The following is a 26,258-nucleotide window of genomic DNA, read 5'->3' on the forward strand; positions in this document are numbered from 1 at the left end:
TCTTCCCGTTGTCAGGCTCGCGCCTGCCATGATGGCCCCCGGTTGGTTCACAGCCGGGGCTTCGTGGCAGGCGGGGCGAAGGTTACGAGGCCAGTATCATCTTTTCGCGCCGCGCGGGTCCAGCGCGTCGCGCAGACCATCCCCCACCAGGTTCAGCGCCAGCACCAGCACGAAGATGGCGCCGCCGGGGAAGATCGCGAGCCAGGGGGCGTTCTCGATGAAGCGCTGGGCGCTGTTCAGCATGCTGCCCCAGCTGGGCGAGGGCGGCTGCTGGCCGAGGCCGAGGAAGGAGAGCGAGGCCTCCGCGATGATGGCCTCCGCGATCGACAGCGTGGCCTGCACCAGCAGGGAGGGCGCGATGTTGGGCAGGATATGCAGGATGGCGGTGCGCCAGGGCGGGTTGCCCATGGCGCGGGCGGCCTCGACGTAATCCTGGCTGGCCGCGTCCTGCACCATGCCGCGCGCCAGCCGCGTGAAGATGGGGGACGCCGAGATGGCGATGGCCAGCATGGCGTTTTCCAGCGCCGGCCCCAGGAAGGCCGCGAGCGCGATGGCCAGGATCAGGAAGGGCACCGCCAGCATGGCGTCCGCCACGCGGGAGATGACGGCATCCACCCAGCCCCCCGCCAGCCCCGCGATCAGCCCGAAGGGCACGCCGATCAGCAGCGCGCCCCCCACGGCGATGACGCCGGCGGCGAGGGACGCGCGCGCGCCGTACAGCACGCGCGCGAACACGTCGCGCCCGTTCTCGTCCGTGCCGAACCAATGCGCGGCCGAGGGCGCCTTGCGGATCGCGGACCAGGAGGTGGCGATGGGGTCGGCGCCGGCCAGATAGGGCGCGAACACCGCACCGATGATGAACACCAGCACGACGAGCAGGCCGAACATGGCCAGCTTATGGGCGACAAAGGCCGAGAGCGCCCGGCGGGCCGGGCTCTGCGGGGGGCGGATGACGGTGGCGGTCGTCGCGCTCATGCCGCCCTCAGCCGCGGGTTCACCAGCATGGCCAGGATGTCGGCCACCAGGGAAAGGGTGACGAAGATCAGCGCCGTGACCAGCACCACCCCCTGCACCACCGGGTAGTCACGGTTGAACACCGCATCCACCACCAGCTTGCCGAAGCCCGGGATGGAGAAGATCTGCTCGGTCAGCACGGCACCGGCCAGCAGGCGGCCGAACTCGATGGTGCCCAGGGTAACCACCGGGATCAGCGCGTTGCGCAGGGCATGGCGGGCGACGACCACGCGCTCCATCAGCCCCTTGGCGCGGGCGGTGCGCACGTAATCCTGCGCCAGGGCCGTCAGCATGGCGGCCCGGGTGTGGCGCATCAGCACCGAGGCCACGCCCGTGCCCAGCACGAAGGCCGGCATGATGGTGGTGGCCAGGCTCTGCACCGGGTCTTCCCAGAGCGGCACATAGCCGCTGGGCGGCAGCCAGCCCAGATGCACCGAGAAGAACATGATCATCATGATGCCGAGCCAGAAATTCGGCGTGGAAATGCCGAACAGCGCGACCGCATTGATGCCCCAGTCGGCCGGCTTGTCCTTCCACACGGCGGACAGCACCCCGGCGGGGATGCCGATGACCAGCGCGATGAGGAAGCTCATGCTCGCGAGCTGCGCGGTGACCGGCAGCTTGGACAGGATCAGCTGCGAGACCGGCTCCCGGATGCGCCAGGAGAAGCCGAAATCCCCCACCAGCACCCGGCCGAGCCAGTGGAAATATTGCTCAAGCAGCGGCCGGTCGAGCATCAGCTCGGCGCGGATCTGGGCCAGCACCTCCGGGTCGCCCCGGTCCTCGCCCGCCAGGATCAGGGCGGGGTCGCCCGGCATCAGCTGCTGCAGCGCGAAGATGCCGAAGGACAGGATCAGCAGCGTGGGCAGGATCTGCCCCAGCCGGCGGAGGAACCAGCGTGCCATTACTGCAGACGCAGCCCCGTCACGCGGATCAGCCCGTCAGGCACGTTGGTGAAGCCCTGCAGGCGCGCGGTGTGGACCACGATGTTCTTGCGGTGCCACAGGTAGATGCGGCTGCGGTCCTGGCGGATCGCGATCTGGAAGGCCTGGGCGTAGAGGTCGCGCCGCTTGCCGACATCGGCTTCCACCCGCGCCTCGTCCAGCAGCCGGTCCACCTCGGGGTTGGAATAGCGGCCGTCATTCTGCGGCCCGCGCGAATGGATGAAGGACCAGGTGTTGCCGTCCGGGTCCACCCGGCCCGACCAGCCGAGCAGATACACCTCGAAGTCGCCACGCACCGCCGCCTGCAGGGAGGAGGCGAATTCCATGGCGTTGATGCGCAGGTCGAAGCCGGCCTCCCGCACCATGGACTGCATGACCTCGGCCGCCTGGCGCAGGTCGGGGTTGTTGGGAACGGTCATGTTGACCACCACCGGGGTGGTCACGCCCGCCTCCCGCAGCAGGGCGCGGGCGCGGTTCACGTCGCGCGGCTCCGGCCGCAGGGCGCCGGCGGCATAGGGGTTGGCCGGGGGCAGCGGCTGCACGGTGGGGGTATAGACCCCCTCATAGACCACCTGGTTGATGGCGGCACGGTCGATCGACAGCTCGAAGGCCTGGCGCACGCGGGCATCCTGGCCCATCGGCGTCTGGGCGCGGGGGCCGTTGCCGATGTTGATGGTCAGCGACTGATAGCCCAGCTCGTCGCTGATCGAGACGCGCAGGCGGTTGTTGCGGCGGACGGCGGCCAGGTCGTCGGGCTCGATGGTCTGCACCATTTCGAGCGCGCCGGATTGCAGGTTGGCCAGCCGCACCGTGCCGTCCGGAATGGGCAGGTAGGTGATGCGCTGGATGTGGATTTTCTCGGCGTTCCAATATTCCGGGAAACGCTCCACCACGATGCGGTCCTGCGCCACGCGCTCCACGAAGCGATAGGGGCCGGCGCAGATGGGGCGGGCGCCGAAATTGCGCCCGGCGGCCTCGGCGGCGCGGGGGCTGACGATCATGCCCGCGCGGTCGGTCAGCTGGCTGAGGAAGGGCGCGGAGGGGCCGGTCAGGCGGATGCGGACCGTCTGCGGATCCACCACCTCGACCGATTCCATGGTGTTGATCTCACCGCGGCGGAAGCTGCCCTGCATGGTCAGGTGGCGGTTCAGGGAATAGCGCACCGCCTCCGCGTCCATCACCTCCCCATCATGGAAGCGGACGTTCTGGCGCAGGGTCACCAGCAGGGTGCGCGGGTCCTCCCAGCGATAGCCGGTGGCCAGCTGGGGCACGATCTCCAGGCGCTCGTTGATGTCGAACAGCTTGTCGCAGATGCTGGCGAAGACGATGCGGCCGACGAAGGTGCGGGCCAGCGTCGGGTCCATGATGTCAGGGTCTTCGCGCAGGCCGATGCGCAGGTTCTGCGGCTGCTGGGCCTGGGCGGCGCCGGCCAGCAGGGTGAGCGCGGCGGCCGCGCCCAGCAGGGTACGCTTCAACATTCAGGCTTCCTCCCGGTGGAAGTGGGCGGCCAGGCGCGACAGGCGCTCGCCGCCGGTATGGGCTTCGGCAAAGGGGGCGGCGGGGGGCAGTTCCCCCGCCAGATGGCAGGCCACCTTATGGGTGGTGCCGAGCAGCTCCGGCGTCTCGGCCGAGCAGCGCGCCACCGCGAAGGGGCAGCGGGTGTGGAAACGGCAGCCCGGGGGGGGCGCGATCGGGCTCGGCATCTCGCCCCGGATCGGTTCGGCCTCGGCAGCGCCCTGGCCGGGCACGGCGGCCAGCAGCGCGCGGGTATAGGGATGGGCGGGGGCGGCGAAGATTCCGGCGGCCGGGCCTTCCTCGACGATGCGGCCCAGGTACATAACCGCCACCCGGTCCGCGACATGGCGCACCACACCCAGATCGTGGCTGATCAGGATGAAGGCCAGCCCCATTTCGCGGATCAGGTCCATCAGCAGGTTCAGCACCTGCGCCTGGACCGAGACATCGAGTGCCGAGACCGGCTCATCCCCGATGACGATGCGCGGGTTGCTGGCGATGGCGCGCGCGATGGCGATGCGCTGGCGCTGCCCGCCCGAGAACTCATGCGGGTAGCGCACGGCGGTCTCGGGGCGCAGGCCGACACGGGCCAGCAGCTCATGCACGCGCTTCAGGCGCTCCGCGCGGGAGAGCCTGGTGTGCAGGATCAGCGGTTCCTCGATCGCCGCCGCCACCGTCATGCGGGGGTCGAGGCTGGCGAAGGGGTCCTGGAAGATCATCTGCGCGTCGCGGCGGGCGGCGCGCAGGGCGCGCGGCGACAGGGCCGTCCATTCCTGGCCCAGCACCTGCACATTGCCCTCGTCAGGTTCCAGCAGCCGCAGCGCGAGGCGCCCCAGCGTGGATTTACCGCAGCCCGATTCGCCCACGATGGCCAGCACCTCGCCCGGGGCCACCCGCAACGAGACGCCATCCACCGCGCGCACCGCCCCCTTGGGGCGGCCGAGCGCATCGCGGACAGGGAAATGCCGGCGGATGCCGGCCAGTTCGAGCGCGTAACCGGTCATGCGATGGGCGCCACCCAGCAGGCGACCTGGTGCCCGGCGGCCAGCGGGGCCATGGGCGGCTGTTCCGCGCAGCGGTCGTCGCCGAAGGGGCAGCGGGGTGCGAAGCGGCAGCCGGGCGGCGGGGACATCAGGTCAGGCACCGTGCCCGCGATGCTCGCCAGCCGCCCGCCGGGGGTGGCGAAACGGGGGGCCGCCCCCATCAGCCCGATGGCATAGGGGTGCTCGGGCCGGGCGAACAGGGCCCCGACGGGCGCGGTCTCGGCCACGCGGCCGGCATACATCACCACCACCTCGTCGGCATGGTCCGCCACCACGCCCAGGTCATGGGTGACGAGAAGGATGGCCGTGCCGGTCTCGCGCTTCAGCTCCGCCAGCAGGGACAGGATCTGGGCCTGGACCGTCACGTCGAGCGCGGTGGTGGGCTCGTCCGCGATCAGCAGGCGGGGTTTGCAGACCAGGGCCATGGCGATCATCACGCGCTGGCGCATGCCGCCCGAGAGCTGGTGCGGATACTGCGCGGCGCGCCGGGCGGGGTCGGGGATGCGCACGCGGTCCAGCATCTCGACCGCGCGCTTCATGGCGGCCTCGGCGGAAAGCCCCTCATGCACGCGCAGCGCCTCGGCCACCTGCTCGCCGGCGGTGAAGGCGGGGTTCAGGCTGGTCATGGGTTCCTGGAACACCATGGCCAGCGTGCCGCCGGACAGCTTGCGGCGCTCGACGGCCGAGAGAGCGAGCAGGTCCCGCCCCTCGAAACTCAACCGCCCGCCGATGCGGGCGCTGCCGGGCAGCAGGCCCATGATGGCGAGCGAGGTGACGGATTTGCCGCAGCCCGATTCGCCCACCAGCGCGACGGTCCGCCCCGGCTCCAGCGTGAAGGAGACATCATCGACCGCGCGCAAAGGCCCGCGCGCCGTCTGGAAGGTGACGGAAAGCCTGTCGACGCTCAGCATCGTGTGAACCGGATCATCTGCGCCCAACAGCATGATGCGGCTTTGTCGGACAAGCCAGCCCTTTGGCCCCAGATGCTGCCGCCCCTGCCCGGCTGCACTATATAAAGGCAGACACCGTCCAGGGAGGATCAGGCATGCGGCGAGGCTGGCGTTTCATCGCCCTGTTGTGCGGGATCGGCGCCGTGGCCGTGGCGGTGGGGGCGATCGGGATGGCGGCCTGGGGCACCGCGCCGGAGATGGCGGATGTGGCGCGCCTGATCATCGGGCTGACCTGCGCGGCGCTGGTCGCCCGCAGGATCGGCGGCCGTTAGGCCGCCAGCAGCGCATCCAGCTTGCCGGCGCGTTCCAGCGCCACCAGGTCGTCACAGCCGCCGATATGGGCGCCGTCGATGAAGATCTGCGGCACGGTGGTGCGCCCGCCGGAACGCTTGATCGCTTCCTCGCGCTCAGCCGTGCCGTGGGGCGCGTTGATTTCGCGCACCTCGCCGCTCTTCTCGTTCAGGATGTTCAGCGCCCGTGCGCAATAGGGGCACCAGGGCTGGGTGTAGATCTCGATCTTGGCCATGCAAGGCAGGTGGAGCGCCCCCGGCCTTCCGTCAACCCTGCAGGAACATGGCGGAGAACATCGCGATGCCGCCGATCAGCGCGGCCAGCATGGCCAGGAAGCGCATCATCTCCCCCCGGCCATAGGGCAGTTCGGCGCGCGGGTTCAGGTTGGGCGGGCTGGGCTCATAGCCTGGCGCGAAGGCCCGGTCGGGGAAGATGAACACGTCATCGGGGTGCGGATCATAATGATGCGGGGGGCGGGCTGCTTTCTGCATGCCCGCATCCTGCAGCGCCCCTGCTTACCGGCAGGTTAAGCGCGCTTGCGCAGCACCAGCGTGGTCCAGGGCCCCACATCCAGCCGGCGTTCCAGCACCAGCCCGGCATGGCGATGGGCGGACATGACCCAGCGCGCCTGGGTGCCCAGCAGCCCGGCCAGGATGGCGGTGCCGCCGGGCGCCAGCGCCCCGCCCAGATCCTTGGCCATCGCGCAGAGCGGCCGGGCCAGGATGTTCGCGAAGATCAGGTCATAGGGCCCCTCGGCCGCGACCCGGCGATGGCGCCAGCCATCGGCCAGCCGCGCGCGCAGCAGGTTGCGCAGCCCGTTCATCACCGCATTGTCGCCCGCGATCCGCACCGACCAGGGCTCGATATCGGTCGCCAGTACCTTGCGCTTCAGCGTGGTGGCCGCCGCCATGGCCAGGATGCCGGAACCGGAGCCGATATCGGCGATGCGGCGCGGCTTGCGGGCGGCCACGCGCTCGAAGGCCATCAGGCAGCCGCGGGTGGAGTTATGCTCGCCGCTGCCGAAGGCGAGGCCGGCATCCAGCCGCAGCACCGTGCGGTGATAGTCGCGGCGGTTCGGCATATGGGTCGGGCGGATCAGGAAACGCCCGCCGATCTCCTGCTCGGGGAAGGCCTCGACCGTGCGGGCCAGCCAGCCTTCGGCCTCGACATGGGCGCGCTCGGGCTCGGCCGTGTGGCCGGACACCAGGGCCGCGATGGTGAGCGCGGTGGCCAGTTCGGCAGGGTCCGCCCCCTTCTCGCGCACGGCTTCCAGGCGCCAGGTCTCACCCGGTTCCTCGCGGAAATAGCCCACACTCCGGGCAATGGACTGCAGCGCGGCCTCATAGGCCGGCACCGCCTCATCCGGCAGGCCGGTCAGGGTGATGGTTTCCAGTTCGAGGGCGCGGCGCTTCATCTCAGGTTCTCAACTGCTCAGGCGGGTTCCACGAAACGGTCGAGCACCCGCTTGGGCCCCGCCTTCTCGAAAGCGATGTCCAGCTTGTCGTCATCCACCGCCGTGACGCGGCCATAGCCGAATTTCTGGTGGAACACACGCTGCCCCACGGCCATGCCACCCGTGCGGGCGGGGCGTTGCTGCACCTCCCAGGCCGGGGCCTCGACCAGGCGCGCCGGGCGGGTGGAGAGCCCGAACTGCCCGGAGAACACCGAGGCCGGGGCGCGGGCGGACTGACGCTCCCCCACGCGTTCCACATGGTCGGCCGGCAGTTCGTCCAGGAAGCGGGAGGGGATGGAGCTGGTCCAGTTGCCGTAGATGCGGCGGTTGGCGGCGTGGCTGATGACCGCCACCTGCTTGGCGCGGGTGATGCCCACATAGGCAAGCCGGCGTTCTTCCTCCAACCCCTTGTTGCCGCTCTCGTCCAGCGCGCGCTGATGCGGGAACAGCCCTTCCTCCCAGCCCGGCAGGAAGACCATCTCGAATTCCAGCCCCTTGGCGGCATGCAGCGTCATGAGGCTGACGCGGGCGCCCTCGGCGCGCTCGTCATTCTCCATCACCAGGGCGACGTGCTCCAGGAAGGCCTGCATGGTGGGGAAATCCCCCATCGCGCGCAGCAGTTCCTTCAGGTTCTCCAGCCGGCCGGGGGCCTCGGGGCTTTTGTCCTGCTTCCACATCTCGGTGTAGCCGGATTCGTCCAGGATGGCGCTGGCGCCGACGATGTGGCCCTCGCTCTCCAGCGTGGCGCGCCAGCGGGAGAAGCCTTCCAGCAATTCCCGCAGCGCCGCGCGCGGACGGGGACGGATGGCGTCGCTCTCGCACAGCAGGCTGGCAGCGATCGACAGCGGCACCTCGCGCTCGCGCGCCAGGCGCTGCATTTCCCGGATCGCGGTATCGCCCAACCCGCGCTTGGGCAGGTTCACGATGCGCTCGAAGGCCAGATCATCCGCGGGCTGCACGGTGGCGCGGAAATAGGCCATGGCGTCGCGGATCTCCGCGCGCTCATAGAACTTCGCGCCGCCCACGACGCGGTAGGGGATGCCGATCGTGATCAGCCGTTCCTCGAAGGAGCGGGTCTGGAAGCCGGCGCGGACCAGGATGGCGACCTCGGACAGGTCCTGGCCATCGCGGCGCGCCTGCTCGATGCGTTCGCCCACCATGCGGGCCTCTTCCTCGCTGTCCCACAGGGACGCGACCTGCACCTTGGCGCCGGCATTGTTCTCGCGGCCCGGGCGCAGGGTCTTGCCCAGCCGGCCCTCATTGCGGGCGATGAGGCCCGAGGCGGCACCCAGGATATGGCTGGTGGAGCGGTAGTTGCTTTCGAGGCGGACGATCTTGGCGCCCGGGAAATCCTTCTCGAAGCGCAGGATGTTCTCGATCTCGGCGCCACGCCAGGAATAGATCGACTGGTCGTCGTCGCCCACGCAGCAGATGTTGCGCTCGGCGGGGTCCTCGCGCTGGGCCAGCAGGCGCAGCCACAGGTACTGCACCAGGTTGGTGTCCTGATACTCGTCCACCAGGATGTAGCGGAACATGCGGTGGTACTGGGCCAGCACGTCCGGGTGGGTGCGCAGGATCTCGGTCACCAGCAGCAGCAGGTCGCCGAAATCCACCACGTTCAGCTGCCGCAGCCGCGCCTGGTAATAGGCGTAGAACTCCAGCGCGCGGTTGTTGGCGAAATCCGTGTCCTCGGCGGGGGTCACGCGCTCCGGCGTCAGGCCGCGGTCCTTCCAGCGCTGGATGATGGCCATCAGCCCCGGCAGGGGCCAGCGCTTGGTGTCGAGCCCCGCATCCTGGGTGATCTGCTTCAGCACCCGGTTCTGGTCATCGGTGTCCAGGATGGTGAAATCGCTTTTCAGCCCCACCAGCTCCGCGTGCCGGCGCAGCATGCGTGCGCACAGGGCATGGAAGGTGCCGAGCCAGAGCCCCTCGGCCGGTTGGCCCAGGATGGCGGCCACGCGCTCCCGCATCTCCCGCGCGGCCTTGTTGGTGAAGGTCACGGCCAGCACCTGCCAGGGCCGGGCGCGTCCCTCCATCAGGATATGCGCGAATCGGGTGGTCAGCACCCGCGTCTTGCCGGTGCCGGCACCGGCGAGAACGAGCAGCGGGCCGTCCAGCGTCTCCACGGCGGCGCGCTGTTCGGGATTGAGGCGGGCGAGATAGTCGGGGGTCACGAGGGAGGATATAGAACAGGGCGGACGGAGAACAAAGCTTGCACGAATTGGGTCATGCCTGACTTTTCGCTGGAACGGGAAGCCGGCGGCTTGGTGGCCGGCGTGGACGAGGCCGGGCGCGGCCCCCTGGCGGGGCCGGTGCTGGCCGCCGCCGTGGTGTTCCCGGCCGGTGTGCCGGATGCGCTGGCCCGCATGCTGGACGACAGCAAGAAACTGACCGCCGCCCGCCGCCAGGCCGCCTTCGCCGCGCTGGTCGAGGCACGGGCGCGCGGCCAGGCCGAATGGGCGGCGGCCGCTGCCTCCTGCGTCGAGATCGGGCTGCTGAACATCCTGGGCGCGACCCACCTGGCCATGCGCCGGGCCGTGATCCGGCTGCCGCGCGCGCCGGGGCTGGTGCTGATCGACGGCAACCGCCCCCCTGCCCTGCCGGTGGCCAGCCGCTGCGTGGTGGGCGGGGATGCCGCCAGCTTCTCCATCGCCGCCGCCTCCATCATCGCGAAGGTGATCCGGGACCGGGCCATGGCGCGGCTGTGCCTGCGCTGGCCGGGCTACGGCTTCAGCGTGCACCAGGGCTACCCGACGGCGGCCCACCGGGAGGCCCTGGCCCGCCTGGGCGCCAGCCCGCATCACCGGCGCGGCTTCGGCCCGGTGGAGGCCGCGCTGCGCGGCATGACCGCTTCTTAACCTCGATCTTCAGACAATGTTGGGAAGCGCGAGCGTGAATGCGGCCAGCAGAACCGCATCGGAGAAGCCATGCTCGCCCGCCTCACCATCAAGTCGAAGCTCACGGCCATCGTCCTCGCCCTGTCGCTGGCCAATGCCGCGCTGTCGGGCTTCCTGATCATCCGCTCCAAATGGGTGGACGATGCCTACAGCCTGCTGCTGGACCGTGAATCGGCTTTCCTGATCGCGGCGGAGCACCTGCGTGGCGACCTGGCGAATACCGGCCGGCGCTTCTTCCAGGCGGTGAACGCCCCCACCCCCGCCGCGCGCGCGGAGCTGCTGGGCGAGGTGCGGCGGCTGGCGGCCGGCTTCGAGCCGCTGATGCGCCGCGCGGCCCAGGTGGGCACGGGTGAATACCAGCGCGCCATGCAGGCGGAGCTGACGCGCCTGCCCACCCTGCTGACCGCCATCGAGGCCGCCGCCACCGCCACCGAAAGCGGCGACCAGGCGCGGCTGGCCCAGGCGCTGAGCGTCAGCTCGCCCGCCATCAACAACATGATCGGCTGGATCGGCGAACGCGCGGAGACGCTGCGCGCCAGCATCGAGACACGCTCCGCCGAACAGACGGTGGCGATGCGCGACGCCGCCTTCCTGTGCTGGGTCGCGCTGGGGCTGATGTTCGCGGGCAGCCTGGTGCTGGGCGTGCTGCTGGCCGCGCGCGGCGTCTCCCTGCCGCTGGGCCGCCTGCAGGCCCGCATGGCCGCCCTGCAGCAGGGCGACACGACCAGCACCATCGACGGCCAGGACCGCGGCGACGAGCTGGGCGCCATGGCGCGCGCGCTGGGCGGCTTCCGCGACAACATGCTGGAGGCCGAGCGCCTGCGCGCCGACCAGGAGCGCAGCCAGAAGGCCGAGCTGGCGCGCGCCGAGCGCGTGCGCGGCCTGATCGCGGAGTTCGAGCAGGGCGCCACCGCCACGCTTTCCGCCGTGCGCCAGGCCGGCACCCAGCTGGAAGGCACGGCCACCAGCCTGACCAGCGTCTCTGACGACGGACGCGGCCTCTCCACCTCCATGGCCGCCGCCGCCCAGCAGGCCTCGGGCAATGTCCAGGCCGTGGCGGCCGCGACCGAGGAACTCGCGGCCTCCATCGCCGAGGTGGCGCGCCAGGTGCAGGAAAGTGCCCGCATCGCGGGCCAGGCGGCCTCCGACGCGGCGGCCACCGACCAGACGGTGCAGGCCCTGTCCGAGGGCGCGCAGCGCATCGGTGACGTGGTCCGCCTGATCAACGACATCGCGGGCCAGACCAACCTGCTGGCGCTGAACGCGACTATCGAGGCCGCCCGCGCCGGTGAGGCCGGCAAGGGCTTCGCGGTGGTGGCCAGCGAGGTGAAGCAGCTCGCCGCCCAGACCGCCCGCGCGACAGAGCAGATCACCGCCCAGATCGCGGCCATGCAGAACGAGACCAGCCGCGCGGTCGCCGCCATCGGCGAGATCGGCCGCACCATCGGCAGCATGAACGAGATCACGGGCCAGGTCGCCGCCGCGGCCGAGGAACAATCCGCTGCCACGCGTGAGATCACGCGCCGCATCAGCGAGGCCGCGGCCGGCACCAGCGAGGTCAGCCGCCTGGCCGAGCAGGTGACCGGCGGCGCCCAGGCCACCGGCGATGCCGCCAGGCTGGTCAGGGACGGCAGCGACGCGCTCGCGCGGCAGACCGATACGCTGAACGGCAGGGTCGACGGCTTCCTGAATTCCATCCGCGCGGCGTGAACGGTTGACTGCGGGACTCTCGCCCGTCCATCTTGCGGCCCGAGTCGGGAGTTTTGGACGAGCGTGAGTACCGGGGTCAATCTGCCGCTGGACCAGGTGTTGGTCGGCGATTGCGTGGAGATGCTGCGGCAGCTCCCGCCCGCTTCGGTGCACGCGATCTTCGCGGATCCACCCTATAACCTGCAGCTCAAGGGCAGCCTGCACCGGCCGGACAATTCCCTGGTCGATGCGGTGGACGATGAGTGGGACCGCTTCACCGATTTCGCGGCCTATGACGCCTTCACCCGCGAATGGCTGTCCGAATGCCGCCGCGTGCTGCGGCGTGACGGCACGATCTGGGTGATCGGCGCCTATCACAACGTGTTCCGACTGGGCACGCAGCTTCAGGACCTGGGCTTCTGGGTGCTGAACGACGTGATCTGGCGCAAGGCGAACCCGATGCCCAATTTCCGGGGCCGGCGCTTCACCAACGCGCATGAGACGCTGATCTGGGCCGCGCGCGGCCCCGAGAGCCGCCACCGCTTCAACTACCAGGCCATGAAGTCGCTGAACGACGACGTTCAGATGCGCTCGGACTGGTACATTCCGCTGTGCACGGGCCATGAGCGCCTGCGCGGCGAGGATGGGCGCAAGCTGCACCCGACGCAGAAGCCCGAGGCGCTGCTGCAGCGGGTCATCCTGTCCTGCACGGCGCCGGGCGACGTCATCCTGGACCCCTTCCTGGGGTCGGGCACCACCGCCGCCGTGGCGCGCAAGCTGGGCCGGCACTTCATCGGCATCGAGCGCGAGACGGTCTATGCCACCGCCGCCCACCAGCGCGCGATGAGCATCACGCCGCTGTCCGAGGAAGCCGTCGCCGTCGCCCCCAGCAAGAAGGAGCAGCCGCGCCTGCCCTTCGGCACGCTGGTGGAGAACGGCATGGTGCCCCCCGGCACGGCGCTGACCGACCGCCAGCGCCGCTGGCGCGCGATCGTGGGCGCCGATGGCAGCCTGACCTGCGGCCGCGCGCGCGGCTCCATCCACAAGGTAGGGTCCGAGGTGCAGGAGGCCCCCAGCTGCAACGGCTGGGTGTTCTGGCATGTGGAACTGCCCGGCGGCGCGCTGCGCGTGCTGGATTCCTATCGCGCCGAGGTGCTGGCGGCGGCGAAGTAGCCGCCCCCCTTTCCCCCGCCCCGGCTTTGGGCGAGTTTTCCGCGCATGATCCTCATCCTCGGGGCCACCGGCCTGATCGGCACCCATGTGGCCGCCCGCCTGGCGCGGGCGGGCCATCCGGTGCTGGGCGTCGCGCGCGATATCGATGGCGCCCGCCGCCGCAGCCCCGGCATGGCCTGGGCACGGGCCGATCTGCGCCACACGACCGCCGAGGAATGGGCCGGCCTGCTGGATGGCGTCCATGCCGTGGTGAACTGCGCGGGCGCCCTGCAGGATGCGCCGGGCGACAGCCTGTCCGCGGTGCATGCCGACGGCCTGCGGCATCTGGTGCAGGCCTGTGAGGCACGCGGGGTGCGGCGCTTCGTGCATCTCTCGGCGGCCGGCGTGGCGGTCGGGCGCGAGACCGCCTTCAACGCCACCAAGCTGGCCGGCGAGATGATGCTGGAACGCTCGGCACTGGACTGGGTGATCCTGCGGCCTGGGCTGGTGCTGGCGCCCACGGCCTATGGCGGGTCCGCGCTGCTGCGGGGGGTGGCGGGTTTTCCCGGCTGCATCCCGCTGGCATGGCCCGATGCGACCGTGCAGGCCATCTCGGTGGAGGACGTGGCGGAGGCGGTGCTGCGCGCGCTGGACGGCCCCGCCCGCCTGCGGCTGGACCTGGTGCATGCCGAGCCATGGCCCCTGCGGCGCCTGCTGCCGGAACTGCGGCGCTGGCTGGGGCTGCGGCCCGCGCGCGTCATCCCCCTGCCCGCCCCGCTGGCATGGGCGGCCGGGCGGGTTGCGGATGGGCTCGCCTGGCTCGGCTGGCGCAGCCCGATGCGCAGCACGGCGCTGGAACAACTGCGCCAGGGCATAGAGGGCAAGCCCGCCGACGCCCAGCGCGCCCTCGGCCGCCAACCCTTGTCGGTGCCGGCGATGCTGGCCGGCTGGCCCGCCGGGGTGCAGGAACGCTGGTTTGCCCGGCTCTATTTCCTCAAGCCCGCCATGCTGGGCGTGCTCGCGGGCTTCTGGCTGATCTCGGGCATCATCGGCCTGCTGAACGTGGAAGGTGCCGCCACCGTGCTGGACGAATGGCCCGAGGAAGCCGCCTGGTGGGCGGTGGTGGGCGGCAGCGTCGTGGATATCGCGCTGGGGCTGGCCGTGATGTGGCGCCGCGCGGCGGGCTGGGCGCTGGCCGGCATGCTGGTGGTCTCCGCCGGCTATCTGCTCGGCGGCACGCTGCTGCGCGGGGACCTGTGGCTCGATCCGCTCGGGCCTTTCCTCAAGATCATTCCGGCGGCCTTCCTGGCGCTGGCGGCCCTGGCGGTGCTGGACGACCGGTGATGGATGCCTTCCTGGCCGTGAAGGTGCTGCACATCATCGGCGCCACCGTGCTGCTGGGTACCGGGGCTGGCATCGCCTTCTTCATGCTGATGGCGCACCGGACGCGGGACGCGGCGCTGGTGGCGCACACCGCCGGGGTGGTGGTGCTGGCCGACACGCTGTTCACCGCCACCGCCGTGGTGCTGCAGCCCATCACCGGGGGGCTGCTGGCCTGGTGGGCGGGCTATCCGATCCTGGAAGGCTGGGTCGGGCTCAGCCTGCTGCTCTATCTGTTCACAGGCGCCTTCTGGCTGCCCGTGGTCTGGATGCAGTGGCGCATGCGGGAGCTGGCGCGCGCCGCCGCCCGCGACGGGCAGGCCCTACCGGCCGAATACCACCGCCTGTTCCGCTGGTGGTTTGCCTTCGGCTTTCCTGCCTTTGGCGCGGTGTTGGGCATCATCTGGCTGATGGTGGCCCGGCCAGCCCTGTAATAAGCTTGCCACGGAAGGTTTCCGTCGGAACACTCCGGCCATGCCCCTGGACCTGCCCCTGGACCTGCCCGAAGCCGACGACATCACCAGCGAGGCCCAGCTGCGGGAGATCTATCCTCCGCCGCAGGGCATTCCGGTGCTGAAGCACCTGGACCGGCTGGACCGGCATTGCCGCACCTTCCTGGCGCGCAGCCCCTTCGCCATGATCGCGACGGCGGATGCCGGGGGCGATGCCGATGCCTCCCCGCGCGGGGGCGAGCCCGGCTTCATCAAGGTTCACGACGACCACACGCTGCTGATCCCCGACGCGCCGGGCAACCGCCGCATCGACACGCTGCGCAATGTCGTCGCCAACCCGCGCATCGGGCTGTGCAGCTTCGTGCCGCATTTCGGCGAGGTGCTGCGCATCAGCGGCCGCGCCCGCATCACCCGCAATCTGCCCCTGCGCGAAAGCCTGACGAGCTTCGGCAAGGTGCCGGCCACCGTGCTGGTCGTCACGGTCGAGGACGCCTTCCTGCACTGTGCCAAGGCCGTCATGCGCTCCCACCTCTGGCAGCCGGAGAAATGGGCGCCGCTGGAGGACTTCCCCTCCGCCGCCGAGATCTGGCGCGATCACACCGGCCGCAACTTCAAGAGCCGCGAGGAAATCCAGGTGCTGCTCGAGGAAAGCTACACCAAGCGGCTCTACTGACCCCCGTTCCCACAGCAAGGACCCCTGCCATGCGCCGCATGCTCTGTTCCCTTCTGCTTTCCGCCATGCTCGGCACCGTGGCGGCCCCCGCCGCCAAGGCCCAGCAATTCCCCATCCCAGGCCGGCCCGTCACGCTGATCTACGGCTTCCCGGCCGGCACCTCGGGCGATGTGTATCTGCGCCTCGCGGCCCCGCGGCTGTCGGCGGCGCTCGGCGTGCCCGTCACGGTGGAAAACAGGGTCGGCGCCACCGGCAACGTCGCGGCGGAGGCCGTCTCCCGCGCGCCGGCCGATGGGCATACGGTGGCGCTGGTCACCGTCAGCCTGACGGCGACCAACCCGCTGCTGCTGCGCATGTCCTTCGACCCGATGCGCGACCTGGCGCCGGTGATGCGCACCTTCGACGCGCCGAACGCCTTCACCGTCAGCACCCAGGCGCGCCCGCAATACACCAACTGCCAGGCCGTGATCTCGGCCCTGCGCGCCGCCCCGGGGCGCCTCAACTACGCCAGCAGCGGCATTGGCGCCTCCACCCATCTGGCCGCCGCCCAGTTCCTGCAGGCCACCGGCCTCGAAGCCCAGCACGTGCCCTATCGCGGCGGCCCGCCGGCCATGATCGCGCTGTACCAGGGTGAGGTGGAGTTCTTCTTCTACCAGTCCGGCACGGTGGTGGAGGACATGCGCGCGGGGCGCGTGCGCATCCTCGGCATCACCTCCGCCGAACGCCACCCGCAGCTGCCGGACGTGCCCACCGTGGCCGAGGCCTGCAACCTGCCCGGCTTCGTCAGCACCACCTGGCACGGGCTGATGGTGCCCAGCGCCACGCCGCCGGCGGCCATCGCGCGCCTCAATCAGGAATTCCTGAAGATCAACGCCGACCCCGAAATGCAGGCCCGCCTGCTGAACCTCGGCCTGACGCCGCTGAACAGCAACCCGGCGGAAATGCTGGCCGCAACGCAGCGCGACATCCAGCACTGGGGCGAAGTCATCCGGCGCGCAGGGCTGCAGCGGGAGTAGGTTGCGCTCTCCGGGGGGCCTTGCCCCCGGACCCCGACCAAAGGGCTCCGCCCTCTGGACACCCGCCAAGGGTCGTAACGACCCTTGGAACCCATCAGTATCTGAAAGTTTGGGGAAGGGGCTGCGAAGGCACGCTGAGCCAGAGGGCCTTCTGATCCCCTTCCCCAAACTTTCAGCTCCCAGTTTCCAAAGGCCTTTCGGCCGTTGATGGGGGTATCGGGGGCAAAGCCCCTGATCGGGGTCCGGGGCAGCGCCCCGGAGCGCCCCCTACACCCACGCGCCCTGGCGCATCAGGGGCACCACGGCCCCATCGGGCTTGATGCCGTCCAGGTCCGTCTCCGCGTTGCCGATCATCCAGTCGACATGGATCAGGCTGCGGTTGGCGCCGCGGCGGGTCAGCTCGTCCTCGGGCAGGTTCGGGTTTTCGAAGCACTGGGCATAGGCCTGGCCGAGGGCGATGTGGCAGGCCGCGTTCTCGTCGAACAGGGTGTTGAGGAACAGGATGCCGGTCTGCCCGATCGGGTTGGCGTGCGGCACCAGGGCCACCTCGCCCAGGCGGCGGGCGCCTTCGTCGGTGCCGATCATGCGGTTCAGCACTTCCTCGCCGGTGCTGGCATGGGCTTCGACGATGTTGCCGTTTTCGAACCGAACGCGGATGTCGCGGATCAGCGTGCCCTGGTGGGCCAGCGGCTTGCTGGCGGCGACATAGCCTTCGGTGCGCAGCATGTGCGGGGTGGTGAACACTTCCTCGGTGGGGATGTTCGCGTTGCACATGATGCCGTTCTTGGCGGGCGAGGCGCCGCCCATCCAGGCATGGCCGTCGGCCAGGCCCACCTTCAGGTCGGTGCCCGGCCCGCGGAAATGCAGGCTGGCGAAGCGGTGGCCGTTCATGAAGTCGCAACGCGCGTGCAACGTCTTGTTGTGGGCGGCCCAGGCGGCGACGGGGTCGTCGTTGTCCACGCGCGATGCCTTGAAGATGGCGTCCCACAGCTTGGCCACGGCCGCATCCGGGGCGTCGTCCGGGAACACCGCCTTGGCCCAGGCGGGGGTGGAGGCCGCGACGATGGTCCAGTTGATGGCCGAGGAGCTGATCAGTTCCAGCGCCGGCCGGTATGCCTTGGAGCGCGCACGGTTTGCGCGCGAGACATGCTCGACGTTCTGGCCCGAGAGCAGGGTCGGGTCGTCGCCCACGATGGCCAGCCGCGCGGCATTGTTGCGGAAGGCGGCGGCCATGCCCTCGAACAGCCAGCCGGAGGCGGTGTCGAAGCTCTCCTCGCGGCCGTATTTGTAGCGCGCGAGCGCCGAGACATCGTCGCTCAGCAGCGTCGTGACCAGGGAGGCGCCGGCCTTGTAGGCGTGCTCGGTGATGAGGCGCGCCAGCGGCAGCGCCTCCACCGGGGCGGTCATCACCAGTTCCTGCCCGGGCGCGAGGCCCAGGCCCACGCGGATGGCGGTTTCGGCAAGGCGGTCGAGGCGGGGATCGGTGCTCATGCCCCGAAGGCTAGCACCGGCCCCGCCGGCGGCCTACTCCGGGCGGGCGCCCGAAGCGCGCACGATCGGCGCCCAGTCTGCCACCTGCTGGCGGACATAGGCCTGGGCGTCGTCCAGATACAGCGCGCCGGGGGTGGAGGAGAGCTCGGCCAGGCGCTGCTGCACATTGGGCTGGGCGTGGGCGGCGCGCAGGGCGCGGGCGAAGCCCTCCAGGATGGGGCGCGGCGTGCCGGCGGGTGCCGCCAGCCCGGCCCAGCCCTCGGCCACCACCTGCGGGAAGCCGAGTTCCGAGAAGGTCGGGATGTTCGGGAAGGCTGGGGAGCGCCGCGTGCCCGAGGAAGCCAGCGCCAGCATGCTGCCGTCGCGGATATAGCTGCTGGTGGCGGTCAGGCTCTCGATGATGCCGGGGATGGTGCCGCCCAGCAGGTCCGCGCTGGACTGGCTGAGGCTGCGGTAGGGGATGTGTTCCATCACCCCGCCGCCGGCGGCGGTGTTGAGCTGCACGCCCAGCAGATGCGCGACCGACCCCACGCCGGTGGTGCCATAGGCCAGGCCCGGCGGGCGTTTGCTGGCGGCCACCCAGTCGGCCAGGCTGCGGATCGGCCCGCCCGGCTTCACGCACAGAATCCAGGGCGTCTGCAGGATCATGCCGATATGGGCGAAGTCGCGGTCGGCGTCCCAGGTCACGCGCTCGGCATAGAGCGTCTGGCCCACGGCCATGCCGCTGATGGTGGAGACGGCGATGGTGTAGCCATCGGGTGCCGAGCGCGCGGCGGCGGCGGTGCCGATGGTGGCGCCGGCGCCGGGCCGGTTGTCCACCACGATGGACTGGCCGAGCTCACGCCCCATCGCTTCGGCGAAGACGCGCGCCACGATGTCCGTCGCGCCGCCCGAGCCGAAGGGCACGATCAGCTTGATCGGCGCGCGGCGGGGCCATTGGGCGTCCTGCGCCAGGGCAGGCGTGGCGAGGCCGGTCGCCAGCAGGGCTCGGCGCAGGATCATGGGGTGGTTTCCTTGAGGGCGAGGAAGGCAGGCACGCACATCTGCACCGCCACCCGCACGGGCGGCAGGTGCTGCGTACCGAAATGGCCTTCCTCATGCAGTAGATTGACCTGGCCCAGCGCCTGGCCGGCCCAGAGCACCGGCATGTTCAGGATGCTGGAACAGCCCAGGGCAAAGATCTTTTCATGGTCAGGAAAGTCGCGGCGCAGGCTCGCGGCATCCGGGCCGATATAGGGCCGGCGGGTCTCGGCCACGCGCTTCTGGGTGGGCGCGTCCTCGAAGCGCTTGCGGCCGCCGGTCGGGAACATCTCCGGCCGGTTGGAATACAGGCGCTCCGCCACGCCCAGGTCGTGGCGGTACAGCAGCACGGTCAGGAAACGGTGCCCGACCAACTGCTGCAAGGCCGCGTCCAGCGCGGCGAAGGGGTTGCCCGCCTCACCCAGCGCCAGCGCGAGGGTGTCGAGCGCCTTCACGCCGCCGGCCGCAGGGGCAGGTGGATGGCGGTGGCCTTCTCGCCACCCAGCAGCACGGTCAACTTGGGCGGACGGCCATGCGGCACCTGCACGCAATGGTCGGCATCGGCGCCCGCGATGGACACCCGGATGCGGCTGCCCTTCTGGAAGGTCCAGGAAATGGGCAGCAGGGGCACGCGGATACGGGTGGCCTCGTTCACCGTGAGCGGCGAGGCGTCCTCACGCCGATAGCTGCGGAAGGGCCAGCTCGTCTGGTAGGTCGCGGGCGCCGGGCTTTCCTTGCGGTGCAGGGCGCGCAGCAGGCCCTCGGTCACGTAGCGCACGGTGCCGTCAGCCTCGACCTCCGAGAGATAGACGAAGATCGCGGCATCGGGCTCGGAGGATTCCAGCCAGAGGTCGGCGATGGCGTGGCCCGACATCTCCATCGCCTGTTCCAGCGGCGCGCCGGACCAGCCGAGCAGCTTCGCCTCGCGCGGCTGCCAGTCGGCGTAATAGGTGGTGGCGTTGATGCCGGCGATGCGCTCATAGCGCGTGCCGTTGCCGGAGCCCGCGGTGAAGTCCGCACGGGTTTCGGCACGGGCCAAGGGGGGCGCATGCGCGGCGGCGGCGGCCAGCGCGCCGTCGGCCGCGGGCAGCAGGCGCGTCGTGGTCTCCACCGGCGGCCATTGGGTGGCAGACTTCCAGCGCTCGGCATGCAGGCTGAAGAAATGGATCGGCGCCTCGGCATCGAGGCCCGTGGCGCGGCCCAGCATGTAGTGGTCGAAGAAGCGCAGCATCTCGCCCAACAGGTCGAAATCCGGCGTCTGGTCGCGGCGCCAGGGCGAGACATTGCAGCGCGCCCCATGGTCCCACGGGCCCAGCAGCAGGTGGACCTTGTTGTTCTTCATCGTGAGATAGCGGGATATCGCGCCATTGGCGTAGCCAGCGCCGTCCATCCAGCCGGAACAGGCCATGATCGCCACCTCGGGCCTGATGCTGGGGCTGACGGAATAGGGGCTGAAGGAGGCGGAGGAGAAGCTCGCATCATAGGGCAGCGGCTCCTCGCGGAAGCGGAACTCGCCCATGAAATCCGGCTGGCGGAAATTGCCCTTGTGCTCATGCAGGGCCTGGGCCAGCAGCGCGCCGTCCGGGTCCTCATCCACCGGGTGGGGGCCGGCCAGGTCGGGGTTCTGGTAATAGACGTAGTTGCGCAGCAGCTCGCGGTTGTCATGGTCCATGGCGACCATCAGGTCGTCATAGGATTTGGCGAGCTGCTTCAGCAGGATGCCGCCCGGGTAATAGTTGTCGGCATAGGTGTCCCACACGGCGAACAGCGGGATGATCGCCTTCACGGCCGGATGGCCGGTGCTGGCCAGGAAGTCGCTGGCGGCACCCGGATAGGAAATGCCGGTCGCGCCCACCTGCTGGTCGGACCAGGGCTGGGCGATGATCCAGTCGGTGATCTCACGCGCGTCCTCGCGCTCCTTCGGTGAGCGGAAGGCATCACGGGTGCCGAAGCTGGCGCCGGTGCCGCGCACATCCACCACCACCACCGCATAGCCGCGCGGCACGAAATACCGCACGAACTTGCCGGCATTCGGGATGGCGTCGCCCTGCCCGCCTTCCTTCAGCTTGAAGCGGCGATAGTAGGGGGTGTGGATCAGAATGGTCGGCACCGGGCCGGAAGCACCCTCGGGCACCCAGGCATCCAGGGCGATGCGGCAGCCGTCGCGCATCGTGACATAACGGCTGAGCGGCAGCTCAGGCAGGGCGAAGGGGACCTCGCGCGCGGCGGCGTAGGTGGCGGGCGCGACGCGCCAGGCGTCGCCGATCAGATCGCTGTCGGACATTCCGGGATGACAGGACGGGCGCATTTCTGTGTCAAATGTCTTATTCGTCCATTTCCATACGCTTTTCGCACATGAGGCGCCGATGCCCCGGATGAACATGCTGGAAGCGCTGCGCGCCTTCGTGGAAAGCGGCTCCGTCTCCCAGGCCGCCACCCGGCTCGGGCGCAGCCAGCCGCAGGTGGGCCGCCTGCTGGCGGCGCTGGAGGAGGAGCTGGGCTTCACCCTGTTCACGCGGGAGAACCGCCGCCTGGTGCTGACCGCGGAGGGCCGCCGCTTTCACCAGCAATCCGAGCGCGTGCTGGCGGGGCATGAGGGGCTGAACCGCCTGGCCCGCCAGCTGCGGGCCGGCCAGCGTGACAACCACCTGCGCATCCTGACCGCCCCGCAGGTGACCCACGCCCTGCTGCGGGAGCCCCTGCGGCGCATGGCCCGGGAGGTTCCGGCGTTTTCCGCCACGGTGGAGGCCCGCCTGCGCCTGGATGCCGAGACCCTGCTGGACCAGGAGCATTTCGACCTGGGCGTGACCGTCCCGCCGCTGAACCACCCCGGCGTGCGCGTCGAACTGCTCTGCGACGTGGAAGCCGTGATGGTGATGCCGCGCGACCACCCGCTGGCCCGCCGCCGCAGCCTCTCACCGGCGGACCTTGCCGGGCAGGACCTGGTGGCCACCCACCCGCGCAGCGTGCTGCGCACCGCGCTGGAACAGGCGATGCAGCAGGCGGGCGTCGCCCCGCGCATCCGCTTCGAGGGCGCGAACGGCGCCATCGCCTGCCAGCTGGTCGCCATGGGCCTGGGGATCGGGCTGGCGGACCCGTTCGTCGCGCGGTCCAGCGGTGCCACGGGGCTGGTGATGCGGCGGTTCGAGCCTTCGGTGCCGCTGCGCTACGGGCTGTTCACCCCGGCCTTCCAGCCGCGCTCGGACATCACGCAGCAATTCTGCGCCCTGCTGGCCGCCGAGGCGCGGCGCCAGGCCGCCGCCCTTGCGGAAAACCTGCGCCGGGGCGGGTCAGGGATGATCAGAGAGGCGCAATCGGCCGGTGGAAGCGCAGGGCCTGATCGTTGAAGCCGATGCGACGGTAGAATTCATGCGCCTTGGGGCGGTGCATGCCGCTGGTCAGCTCCAGCGCCTCGCAGCCGCCCCGGCGGGCCAGCTCCTCGGCGGCATCCACCAGCATGCGGCCGAGGCCCGTGCCGCGCTCGCCCTCATCCACCACCAGCGCGGTGATGCGGGCCACGCGATAGGCGTAGTTCAGCGCATGGAACATGTGCAGGCCCATCAGCCCCACGGGCCTGCCGTCCCGCTCCGCCACCAGCACCGGGTCGTTGCCGGTGGCCAGCAGCCGGGTCAGGTTGGCCTCCACCGCCGGCCCCTGCCAGGCGGTGTAGCCAAGCTGGTGCAGCAGCCCCACCATCGCCGGCCCATCGGCCGGCACCACGGGGCGGATCACCAATGTCATCGCACGATGCCGCCCGACTGGCTGGCCGGGATGCGGTTGCGCCAGGTGCCGGCATCCACATGGGTGATGAAGTCCAGCACGGCGCGGTTGAAGGCGTCCGGGTCCTCGATGTTCATGGTGTGCCCGCATTTGGGCATCACCAGCAACGCCGAGGACTTGATCGTGCGCTTGAGGTAGATGCTGGCCTCCAGCGTCGGGTCGTCCTCGTCGCCGGCCACGATGAAGGTCGGCACGCTCAGCTTCTCGAAGCCTTCCTTCAGGTCGAACAGCGAGGGGCGCTTCAGCTGCACGCCGCGCTGGGTCAGGTAGCTGCCCATGGTGTCGTGCTCGCGCAGCTGCTGCTCGAACTCCGCGAAGCCGCGCGGGTCCTTTTCCTCATAGACGAGGCGCGTGGGGCCGCGCGCGTAGGTGGCGCCGAACACGTCCATCCCCTGCTCGCGGATGCGCTCGCAGTTGATCTCGGTTTCCTTCTTGAACTGCTCGCGCTTGGCCGGGTCGGCGCCGTAACCCACGCCGGCCGCGGTCAGGCTCAGCGCCAGCTCCGGATGGCGCAGCCCCAGATGCAGGGTGGCGAAGGCACCCATGGACAGGCCCACCACATGGGCGCGGCCGAGGCCCAGCCCCTTGATGACGGCCGCGATGTCGTCGGCCGCCTGGGCTTGGCCATAGGACGCCTCGTCCTGCGGGATGTCGGAGGGGGTGTAGCCGCGCGCGGAATAGGTGATGCAGCGATAGCGGCGCCCGAAGAAGCGCATCTGCAGCTCCCAGCTGCGCCAGTCGCCCGCGTATTCATGCACGAAGACGATGGGCGTGCCCTGCCCGACCTCCTCGTAATACAGGCCAACCCCGTCATCGGTCGTGATCTTGGGCATCGCGCGCTCTCCTCATCCGGCGGGCGCAGCATGGTGCGGGGGTGACAGGTCGGCAATCCCGTGATGAAACCATGGGCCAGGAGAAACAGCCTCATGCCCGATACCACTGTCGCCCCCGAAAACACCGGCCCGCTGAAGGGCCTGCGCGTGCTGGACCTGACGCGCGTCCTGGCGGGGCCCACCTGCACCCAGATGCTGGGCGACCTCGGCGCCGAGGTCATCAAGATCGAACGCCCCGAGGCCGGCGACGACACGCGCGGCTTCGCGCCCCCCTTCGTGCCCAACACGCGCGAGAGCGCGTATTTCGTCGGCGTGAACCGCAACAAGAAGTCCGTCACGGTGGATATCGCCAGCCCCGAGGGCCAGGCGGTGATCATGAAGCTGCTGGAAAGCTGCGACATCCTGGCCGAGAACTTCAAGGTGGGCGCGCTGGCCAAGTACGGCCTGGGCTATGAGCAGCTGTCCAAGAAGTTCCCCCGCCTGATCTACTGCTCGATCACGGGCTTCGGCCAGACCGGCCCCTATGCGCCGCGCCCGGGCTATGACGCGCTGATCCAGGCGATGGGCGGCATCATGTCCCTGACGGGTGAGCCCAACGGTTCCCCGCAGAAGTCGGGCGTGCCCGTGGCCGACCTGTTCGCGGGCCTCTATGGCTGCATCGGCATCCTGTCCGCGCTGAACCACCGGCATGCGACCGGCCAGGGCCAGCAGATCGACATCGGCATGCTGGACACCCATGTGGCCTGGCTGGCCAACCAGGGCAGCAACTTCCTGTCCACCGGCGAAAACCCGCCGCGCCTGGGCAACCAGCACCCCAACATCGCGCCCTATCAGGAATTCCCGTCCAAGGACGGCTACCTGATCCTGGCCGTGGGCAACGACCCCACCTTCGAGCGTTTCTGCAAGAATTTCGGCCAGGAGCACCTGCTGGCGGATGAGCGTTTCGCGACCAACCCGAAGCGCGTCGAGAACCGCCAGCTGGTGACCGACACGCTGACGCCGCTGATGAAGTCCAAGACCACGGCCGAATGGATCGTGGCGCTGGAGGCGCTGAAGATCGCCTGCGGGCCGATCAACACGCTGAAGGACGTGTTCAGCGACCCGCATGTGATCGCGCGCAACATGGTGCTGGAAATGGACCATGCCTCGGGCGCCCGCGTGAAGGTCACGGCAAACCCGGTGAAGCTGTCGGCCACGCCGCCCAGCTATCGCTCCGCCGCCCCCGTGCTGGGCCAGCACAATGCCGAGGTGCTGCAGGGCATCCTGGGCATGAGCGAGGCGGAAGTCTCGGCACTCAAGGAAAAGGGCATCATCTGATGGCATCCCTGTCTCCCTCGATCGGCGGTTTCCTCTCGCCCTTCGAAGGGGGCGGGGTGATGGTCAGATGGCACGAATGGGGGCCGGCCGATGGCCGCCCTGTCGTGTGCGTGCACGGGCTGACCCGCAACGGGCGGGATTTCGACGTGCTGGCGGCGGCCCTTGCCGCCCAGGGCCGCCGGGTGATCTGCCTGGACGTGCCGGGGCGCGGCATTTCCGCCTGGCTGCCGCTGGGCAGCCAGTACATCGTGCCGGTCTATGTCGGGCTGATCGCGCCGCTGCTGGCGCAGCTGGGCGAATATGACTGGGTCGGCACCTCCATGGGCGGGCTGATCGGCATGGGGCTGTCGGGCATACCCAACGGGGCCTTGGGTGCCGGCCCGCGCCGCATGGTGCTGAACGACATCGGGCCCTTCGTGCCCGTCGCCTCGCTGGAGCGCATCCGCGACTATCTTTCCCAGCCGCAGGCCGAATACGGGTCCGTGGAACAGGTCGATGCCTATCTGCGGCGCGTGCACGCGCCCTTCGGCCCGCTGACGGATGCCGAATGGCGGCATCTGGCCACCCACAGCGCGCACCGCACGCCCACCGGCGGCTGGCGCCTGCATTATGACCCGCGCATCGTGGAACCCATGGGCGCGGGGCCGCTGGCGGATGTGGACCTGTGGGCGCTGTGGCCCTGGGTGGCGGCGCGCCCCACCCTGGTGGTGCGCGGCGAGAGCAGCGACCTGCTGCTGGCGCCCGACGCGCAGAAGATGGCCGGGTCCGCCAATGTCACCCTCGCCACCATCCCCGGCTGCGGCCACGCGCCCGCGCTGATGGAGGCGAACCAGGTGCAACTGATCCTGGATTTCCTGCGGTGAAGCGCGCGCTGCTGGCAGCCCTGCTGCTGGCGGCACCGGCCGAAGTGCGGGCAGGGGCGCGGGCCGAGCAGGCGCTGCGCCTTTATTGCGGCGGCGGCTTCACGGGCGGGGGCGGCGGGGTTGCCGTGGACAGCGCGGGCCAACTGACCCGCCTGCGCCGGCAGACCTTCGCGGCACCGCTGGAGAGCCGGCCCATCGAGGGCCGGCCCCAGCCGGTGGCCGAATGGCTGCGCATGCTGGAGGGGGCGGGCTTCCGCCGCCTGCCGCGCGGCGAGCCTTCCAACATGACCTGCACGCTGACCATGGGCGCGGGCCCCACCGGGCATTTCATCATGTGGCGCGGAACCGGCACGCCGCCGGACCTTCCCGCGCCCGTGCTGCACGTCATTGCGGCATTGCGCCGCCTGCAGCAGGACAATCCCTTCGGTCAGTGACCCTCCCCTAACCGGGCGGATGCGCGTAGTATTTCACAGACGATCACGAAG

General features: G+C 70.2%; 27 protein-coding genes. 12 read left to right on the forward strand and 15 right to left on the reverse strand.

The features are described from left to right. Positions 1 to 96: 96 nt before the first annotated feature. From EOD42_RS00065 to EOD42_RS00085, 5 genes are read right to left on the reverse strand one after another with little or no spacing between them, the layout of a single operon-like run. The gene (locus EOD42_RS00065; RefSeq protein ID WP_127785025.1) at positions 97 to 975 is read right to left on the reverse strand and encodes an ABC transporter permease; all 879 of its coding nucleotides are present in this window, start codon (positions 973 to 975) and stop codon (positions 97 to 99) included. Next, entirely contained in the window at positions 972 to 1,919 is a 948-nt protein-coding gene (locus EOD42_RS00070) for an ABC transporter permease (protein WP_127785026.1), read from the reverse strand. Before EOD42_RS00070 ends, EOD42_RS00065 begins: the two co-directional genes overlap by 4 nt. Further along, positions 1,919 to 3,436, reverse strand: a complete 1,518-nt coding sequence (locus tag EOD42_RS00075; RefSeq protein ID WP_127785027.1) for an ABC transporter substrate-binding protein — start codon at positions 3,434 to 3,436, stop codon at positions 1,919 to 1,921. Before EOD42_RS00075 ends, EOD42_RS00070 begins: the two co-directional genes overlap by 1 nt. Next, positions 3,437 to 4,477, reverse strand: coding sequence for an ABC transporter ATP-binding protein (locus EOD42_RS00080; protein ID WP_127785028.1), 1,041 nt, complete (start codon positions 4,475 to 4,477; stop codon positions 3,437 to 3,439). Next, the gene (locus tag EOD42_RS00085) at positions 4,474 to 5,427 is read right to left on the reverse strand and encodes an ABC transporter ATP-binding protein (RefSeq protein WP_240654718.1); all 954 of its coding nucleotides are present in this window, start codon (positions 5,425 to 5,427) and stop codon (positions 4,474 to 4,476) included. The genes EOD42_RS00080 and EOD42_RS00085 overlap by 4 nt, the downstream gene beginning before the upstream one ends. A gap of 134 nt (positions 5,428 to 5,561) precedes the next feature. On the opposite strand from EOD42_RS00085, the gene EOD42_RS25720 reads away from it, so the two are divergent. Next, the gene (locus EOD42_RS25720) at positions 5,562 to 5,738 is read left to right on the forward strand and encodes a hypothetical protein (RefSeq protein ID WP_164867704.1); all 177 of its coding nucleotides are present in this window, start codon (positions 5,562 to 5,564) and stop codon (positions 5,736 to 5,738) included. Here the strand turns inward: EOD42_RS25720 and grxC are convergent. The 4 genes from grxC to EOD42_RS00105 are packed head-to-tail and all read right to left on the reverse strand — an operon-like array spanning position 5,735 to position 9,384. Continuing rightward, positions 5,735 to 5,992, reverse strand: coding sequence for a glutaredoxin 3 (grxC, locus tag EOD42_RS00090; RefSeq protein WP_127785030.1), 258 nt, complete (start codon positions 5,990 to 5,992; stop codon positions 5,735 to 5,737). The two genes, EOD42_RS25720 and grxC, sit on opposite strands and share 4 nt — an antisense overlap. 31 nt (positions 5,993 to 6,023) lie before the next feature. Further along, positions 6,024 to 6,248 (reverse strand): hypothetical protein, encoded by a 225-nt coding sequence (locus EOD42_RS00095; RefSeq protein ID WP_127785031.1) that lies wholly within the window; start codon positions 6,246 to 6,248, stop codon positions 6,024 to 6,026. Positions 6,249 to 6,283: 35 nt separating this feature from the next. Next, positions 6,284 to 7,171, reverse strand: a complete 888-nt coding sequence (locus tag EOD42_RS00100; protein WP_127785032.1) for a 50S ribosomal protein L11 methyltransferase — start codon at positions 7,169 to 7,171, stop codon at positions 6,284 to 6,286. A gap of 17 nt (positions 7,172 to 7,188) precedes the next feature. Further along, entirely contained in the window at positions 7,189 to 9,384 is a 2,196-nt protein-coding gene (locus EOD42_RS00105; protein WP_240654721.1) for an ATP-dependent helicase, read from the reverse strand. Between the two features lie 54 nt (positions 9,385 to 9,438). Between EOD42_RS00105 and EOD42_RS00110 the strand changes: the two genes are divergently transcribed. The 7 genes from EOD42_RS00110 to EOD42_RS00140 all read left to right on the forward strand — a co-directional run bounded on the left by EOD42_RS00110 (position 9,439) and on the right by EOD42_RS00140 (position 16,469). Continuing rightward, entirely contained in the window at positions 9,439 to 10,068 is a 630-nt protein-coding gene (locus tag EOD42_RS00110; RefSeq protein ID WP_127785033.1) for a ribonuclease HII, read from the forward strand. A 69-nt stretch (positions 10,069 to 10,137) separates the two neighbouring features. Then, positions 10,138 to 11,817 carry a methyl-accepting chemotaxis protein gene (locus tag EOD42_RS26120; RefSeq protein WP_127785034.1) on the forward strand — a complete coding sequence of 560 codons (1,680 nt, stop codon included), beginning with the start codon at positions 10,138 to 10,140 and terminating at the stop codon, positions 11,815 to 11,817. A gap of 63 nt (positions 11,818 to 11,880) precedes the next feature. Further along, the gene (locus tag EOD42_RS00120; RefSeq protein ID WP_408902129.1) at positions 11,881 to 12,969 is read left to right on the forward strand and encodes a site-specific DNA-methyltransferase; all 1,089 of its coding nucleotides are present in this window, start codon (positions 11,881 to 11,883) and stop codon (positions 12,967 to 12,969) included. A gap of 45 nt (positions 12,970 to 13,014) precedes the next feature. Continuing rightward, complete coding sequence (locus tag EOD42_RS00125; protein ID WP_127785035.1) at positions 13,015 to 14,292, forward strand: SDR family oxidoreductase; 1,278 nt, start codon at positions 13,015 to 13,017, stop codon at positions 14,290 to 14,292. After that, positions 14,292 to 14,762: a DUF2269 family protein gene (locus tag EOD42_RS00130; RefSeq protein ID WP_127785036.1), complete on the forward strand. Its 471-nt coding sequence runs from the start codon at positions 14,292 to 14,294 to the stop codon at positions 14,760 to 14,762. The genes EOD42_RS00125 and EOD42_RS00130 overlap by 1 nt, the downstream gene beginning before the upstream one ends. A gap of 40 nt (positions 14,763 to 14,802) precedes the next feature. Then, a complete protein-coding gene (locus EOD42_RS00135; protein WP_127785037.1) occupies positions 14,803 to 15,453 on the forward strand; it encodes a pyridoxamine 5'-phosphate oxidase family protein in 651 nt (216 codons plus the stop codon). Positions 15,454 to 15,482: 29 nt separating this feature from the next. Further along, entirely contained in the window at positions 15,483 to 16,469 is a 987-nt protein-coding gene (locus EOD42_RS00140) for a Bug family tripartite tricarboxylate transporter substrate binding protein (RefSeq protein ID WP_240654724.1), read from the forward strand. 267 nt (positions 16,470 to 16,736) lie between these two features. Here the strand turns inward: EOD42_RS00140 and EOD42_RS00145 are convergent, their stop codons facing one another. The 4 genes from EOD42_RS00145 to EOD42_RS00160 are packed head-to-tail and all read right to left on the reverse strand — an operon-like array spanning position 16,737 to position 21,264. Next, positions 16,737 to 17,960 carry an aminopeptidase gene (locus tag EOD42_RS00145; protein WP_127785038.1) on the reverse strand — a complete coding sequence of 408 codons (1,224 nt, stop codon included), beginning with the start codon at positions 17,958 to 17,960 and terminating at the stop codon, positions 16,737 to 16,739. A 33-nt stretch (positions 17,961 to 17,993) separates the two neighbouring features. Next, positions 17,994 to 18,962 carry a Bug family tripartite tricarboxylate transporter substrate binding protein gene (locus EOD42_RS00150; RefSeq protein WP_127785039.1) on the reverse strand — a complete coding sequence of 323 codons (969 nt, stop codon included), beginning with the start codon at positions 18,960 to 18,962 and terminating at the stop codon, positions 17,994 to 17,996. Further along, a complete protein-coding gene (locus tag EOD42_RS00155) occupies positions 18,959 to 19,435 on the reverse strand; it encodes a GAF domain-containing protein (protein WP_127785040.1) in 477 nt (158 codons plus the stop codon). Before EOD42_RS00155 ends, EOD42_RS00150 begins: the two co-directional genes overlap by 4 nt. Continuing rightward, on the reverse strand, positions 19,432 to 21,264 hold the full coding sequence (locus tag EOD42_RS00160) for a CocE/NonD family hydrolase (protein WP_127785041.1): 1,833 nt from the start codon (positions 21,262 to 21,264) through the stop codon (positions 19,432 to 19,434). The genes EOD42_RS00155 and EOD42_RS00160 overlap by 4 nt, the downstream gene beginning before the upstream one ends. 82 nt (positions 21,265 to 21,346) lie before the next feature. Between EOD42_RS00160 and EOD42_RS00165 the strand changes: the two genes are divergently transcribed. Beyond that, positions 21,347 to 22,327 (forward strand): LysR family transcriptional regulator, encoded by a 981-nt coding sequence (locus EOD42_RS00165; RefSeq protein WP_127785042.1) that lies wholly within the window; start codon positions 21,347 to 21,349, stop codon positions 22,325 to 22,327. On the opposite strand, the gene EOD42_RS00170 is transcribed toward EOD42_RS00165, so the two are convergent. Then, complete coding sequence (locus tag EOD42_RS00170) at positions 22,281 to 22,721, reverse strand: GNAT family N-acetyltransferase (RefSeq protein WP_127785043.1); 441 nt, start codon at positions 22,719 to 22,721, stop codon at positions 22,281 to 22,283. The two genes, EOD42_RS00165 and EOD42_RS00170, sit on opposite strands and share 47 nt — an antisense overlap. Next, positions 22,718 to 23,593, reverse strand: a complete 876-nt coding sequence (locus EOD42_RS00175; protein ID WP_127785044.1) for an alpha/beta fold hydrolase — start codon at positions 23,591 to 23,593, stop codon at positions 22,718 to 22,720. Before EOD42_RS00175 ends, EOD42_RS00170 begins: the two co-directional genes overlap by 4 nt. Positions 23,594 to 23,686: 93 nt before the next feature. On the opposite strand from EOD42_RS00175, the gene EOD42_RS00180 reads away from it, so the two are divergent. Genes EOD42_RS00180 through EOD42_RS00190 form a run of 3 tightly spaced genes read left to right on the forward strand, consistent with a single transcriptional unit; the run spans position 23,687 to position 26,207 of the window. Then, on the forward strand, positions 23,687 to 24,910 hold the full coding sequence (locus EOD42_RS00180) for a CaiB/BaiF CoA transferase family protein (RefSeq protein ID WP_127785045.1): 1,224 nt from the start codon (positions 23,687 to 23,689) through the stop codon (positions 24,908 to 24,910). Further along, on the forward strand, positions 24,910 to 25,773 hold the full coding sequence (locus tag EOD42_RS00185; protein WP_127785046.1) for an alpha/beta fold hydrolase: 864 nt from the start codon (positions 24,910 to 24,912) through the stop codon (positions 25,771 to 25,773). Before EOD42_RS00180 ends, EOD42_RS00185 begins: the two co-directional genes overlap by 1 nt. After that, on the forward strand, positions 25,770 to 26,207 hold the full coding sequence (locus EOD42_RS00190) for a hypothetical protein (RefSeq protein ID WP_127785047.1): 438 nt from the start codon (positions 25,770 to 25,772) through the stop codon (positions 26,205 to 26,207). The genes EOD42_RS00185 and EOD42_RS00190 overlap by 4 nt, the downstream gene beginning before the upstream one ends. Positions 26,208 to 26,258 lie beyond the last annotated feature (51 nt).

The organism is Rhodovarius crocodyli, assembly GCF_004005855.1.
GTDB lineage: Bacteria > Pseudomonadota > Alphaproteobacteria > Acetobacterales > Acetobacteraceae > Rhodovarius > Rhodovarius crocodyli.

Coding starts and splice junctions, on each gene's coding strand:
- EOD42_RS00175 (WP_127785044.1), bottom strand. CDS start 23,593: ATGCCCAAGATCACGACCGATGACGGGGTTGGCCTGTATTACGAGGAG.
- EOD42_RS00095 (WP_127785031.1), bottom strand. CDS start 6,248: ATGCAGAAAGCAGCCCGCCCCCCGCATCATTATGATCCGCACCCCGAT.
- EOD42_RS25720 (WP_164867704.1), top strand. CDS start 5,562: ATGCGGCGAGGCTGGCGTTTCATCGCCCTGTTGTGCGGGATCGGCGCC.
- EOD42_RS00135 (WP_127785037.1), top strand. CDS start 14,803: ATGCCCCTGGACCTGCCCCTGGACCTGCCCGAAGCCGACGACATCACC.
- EOD42_RS00125 (WP_127785035.1), top strand. CDS start 13,015: ATGATCCTCATCCTCGGGGCCACCGGCCTGATCGGCACCCATGTGGCC.
- EOD42_RS00080 (WP_127785028.1), bottom strand. CDS start 4,477: ATGACCGGTTACGCGCTCGAACTGGCCGGCATCCGCCGGCATTTCCCT.
- EOD42_RS00110 (WP_127785033.1), top strand. CDS start 9,439: ATGCCTGACTTTTCGCTGGAACGGGAAGCCGGCGGCTTGGTGGCCGGC.
- EOD42_RS00085 (WP_240654718.1), bottom strand. CDS start 5,427: ATGCTGAGCGTCGACAGGCTTTCCGTCACCTTCCAGACGGCGCGCGGG.
- EOD42_RS00065 (WP_127785025.1), bottom strand. CDS start 975: ATGAGCGCGACGACCGCCACCGTCATCCGCCCCCCGCAGAGCCCGGCC.
- EOD42_RS00180 (WP_127785045.1), top strand. CDS start 23,687: ATGCCCGATACCACTGTCGCCCCCGAAAACACCGGCCCGCTGAAGGGC.
- EOD42_RS00075 (WP_127785027.1), bottom strand. CDS start 3,436: ATGTTGAAGCGTACCCTGCTGGGCGCGGCCGCCGCGCTCACCCTGCTG.
- EOD42_RS00100 (WP_127785032.1), bottom strand. CDS start 7,171: ATGAAGCGCCGCGCCCTCGAACTGGAAACCATCACCCTGACCGGCCTG.
- EOD42_RS00150 (WP_127785039.1), bottom strand. CDS start 18,962: ATGATCCTGCGCCGAGCCCTGCTGGCGACCGGCCTCGCCACGCCTGCC.
- EOD42_RS00130 (WP_127785036.1), top strand. CDS start 14,292: ATGGATGCCTTCCTGGCCGTGAAGGTGCTGCACATCATCGGCGCCACC.
- grxC (WP_127785030.1), bottom strand. CDS start 5,992: ATGGCCAAGATCGAGATCTACACCCAGCCCTGGTGCCCCTATTGCGCA.
- EOD42_RS00160 (WP_127785041.1), bottom strand. CDS start 21,264: ATGTCCGACAGCGATCTGATCGGCGACGCCTGGCGCGTCGCGCCCGCC.
- EOD42_RS00165 (WP_127785042.1), top strand. CDS start 21,347: ATGCCCCGGATGAACATGCTGGAAGCGCTGCGCGCCTTCGTGGAAAGC.
- EOD42_RS00170 (WP_127785043.1), bottom strand. CDS start 22,721: ATGACATTGGTGATCCGCCCCGTGGTGCCGGCCGATGGGCCGGCGATG.
- EOD42_RS00140 (WP_240654724.1), top strand. CDS start 15,483: ATGCGCCGCATGCTCTGTTCCCTTCTGCTTTCCGCCATGCTCGGCACC.
- EOD42_RS00145 (WP_127785038.1), bottom strand. CDS start 17,960: ATGAGCACCGATCCCCGCCTCGACCGCCTTGCCGAAACCGCCATCCGC.
- EOD42_RS00185 (WP_127785046.1), top strand. CDS start 24,910: ATGGCATCCCTGTCTCCCTCGATCGGCGGTTTCCTCTCGCCCTTCGAA.
- EOD42_RS00070 (WP_127785026.1), bottom strand. CDS start 1,919: ATGGCACGCTGGTTCCTCCGCCGGCTGGGGCAGATCCTGCCCACGCTG.
- EOD42_RS26120 (WP_127785034.1), top strand. CDS start 10,138: ATGCTCGCCCGCCTCACCATCAAGTCGAAGCTCACGGCCATCGTCCTC.